The sequence below is a fragment of the Microcystis sp. M53598_WE2 genome, from assembly GCF_030067735.1.
Classification (GTDB): domain Bacteria; phylum Cyanobacteriota; class Cyanobacteriia; order Cyanobacteriales; family Microcystaceae; genus Microcystis; species Microcystis aeruginosa.
Map to the genome: position 1 here is coordinate 1 of NZ_JASJFE010000060.1, position 2,190 is coordinate 2,190.

Consider the following 2,190-nt stretch of genomic DNA (forward strand, 5'->3'; position numbering starts at 1 on the left):
GTAATTGACCGATTAATTTTCGGAAAATGGGGTGTGCCTGGTGATGAAGACAACACAAGTAAGTTCCGATTTATCTAGTACAGATATGTCATCTCTAGCCGATTTTTTGAGTTTTGATGGAGCCTTCCCAATCACCCTTGATTTAACAGGTTCCGACGATTTAACTGTATCGAAGGAAACTTCTCCCTTAGGAGTCCTGAACTCTAACCCCTCCCCATCTATAGTCTCCTCGGAGGCTCCTACGGTTTCAGCCTCCCCTGCCAACGATCTGACGGCGGTGAGCAACTTTGCCTCTAATACCTTTACACTGGCTGATTCCTTTCCAAGAACACTGATCTCATCTCAGCCGACTCATGATCAACAGGATGACGTTAGCAAGCTGTTCAGAGATGGGTGGATTGGTCAAGATCATTCCCCCCAGTTGTTTAGTAGTCTCCATGGGGGCGATTTAAAGGCTTCGGGTCTTTGCAACTGTTCGCAATGTAGCTTGCCTCCGGTCGATCCTCGACGGATTGTCCCTGAAACTGAAACTCTCAAAGGATTGCCCCTACCGGCCCTCGATCTGACTAAGACCTTTTCGCTAAACAGCTTGCCCGGGGCTAACCACACCATCTATCTTGACTTTAACGGCCACACCACTACAGGTACTGCTTGGAATACTTACTCTGGGAAGAGCAGTATTGTTACTCCCGCCTTTGATCTAGATGGTAATACCGCTGCCTTCAGTACCTCTGAACTGGAGCGCATTCAATACATCTGGCAACGAGTCGTCGAGGATTTTAGCCCCTTTAATGTTAACGTCACCACCCAAGAACCCACCCTGGATCGTTTGATTAAGAGCAGCACTACAGATACGGCCTGGGGTGTCCGGGTCGCCATTGGCGGTAGCAGCTATGACTGGTTCGGTGCGGGTGCTGGCGGTGTTGCCTATGTAGGCTCCTTCAACTGGAATAGTGATACTCCCACCTTTGTTTTTAGCACCCAAACCTTGTCGGATGAAAAGTACACGGCTGATGCCATTAGCCATGAAGTGGGTCATACCCTGGGACTTAGTCACGACGGCAGAACCATTCCTTCCGAAGAGTACTACGACGGCCATGGTAGTGGGGAAACGGGTTGGGGGCCAATTATGGGATCTGGCTACTATCAGAATCTGACCCAGTGGAGTAAGGGGGAGTACCTGGCTGCCAATAACACCGAAGATGACCTGGCTATTATTACCACCAACAATGGCTTTGGTTACAGGGTCGATGACACGGGTAATACTTTGGCGACAGCCAAGGCTTTAACCGTCTCTGGAACGGCGGTAAGCTCCAGCGGTATTATCGAGCGTAACACCGATGTGGACTTCTTTAGCTTCACCACTGGGGCTGGGCCAATTAGTTTGACCGTAACCCCCTCTGGTCGCAGTCCGAATCTGGACATTCTGGCGCAACTCTACAATGCTTCGGGTGTGCTGGTGGCGAGCTCTAACCCAGCGGATTTCCTAGCTGCTTCCATTAGTGCCACCGTCGGCGCTGGCACCTATTACTTAAAGGTGGATGGGGTTGGTAAGGGCGATCCTCTAGGTACGGGTTATACCGACTACGGTAGTTTGGGACAGTACGCTATCACTGGTAGTATTAGCAGCGGAACAAAATCAATCTCGATCGCCAAGACCACCGATGGTAACGAAGCCGGTTCCGTGAGCAGTGTCTTTACCCTCACCCGCGCCGGCGACCTCTCCAGTGCCTTAACCGTCAACTACACCCTGGGGGGGACAGCGACTCCAGGTGTTGACTATACAGGCACTACTCCCAGCAGCGTCACCTTTGCGGCACTTTCCCCCACTGCTACCATCACTCTGCCCACCAAAGATGACCTCTTGAGTGATCCCAGTGAAACGATCATCAGCAAAATTACCGCCCCCGTCGGCTACACTATCAGTGGACCCGACACGGCTACGGCCACCATTCTTGACAATGATGGTAACTCAGCTAATAACAACTTGGTCGGGACAAGCTTTGCCGATGCCCTAGCTGGAGTGGGAGGTAATGACACCCTTAGCGGTTTAGCAGGCAACGACACCCTCGATGGTGGGGCCAATAACGACACATACCTCTTCGACACAGATCTGGTCTTGAATAGCGATCGCCTAATTGATGCCTCTGGAATCGATACCCTCAACTTTGCGGCGACCACAACTAAAAC

The 2,190-nt window shown here is 51.4% G+C and carries 1 protein-coding gene; it reads left to right on the plus strand.

Features of this window, described 5'->3' with window-relative positions:
• Positions 1 to 43: 43 nt before the first annotated feature.
• The coding region (locus PX636_RS01430) for a Calx-beta domain-containing protein (protein ID WP_288115997.1) at positions 44 to 2,190 on the plus strand (2,147 nt) is incomplete at its 3' end.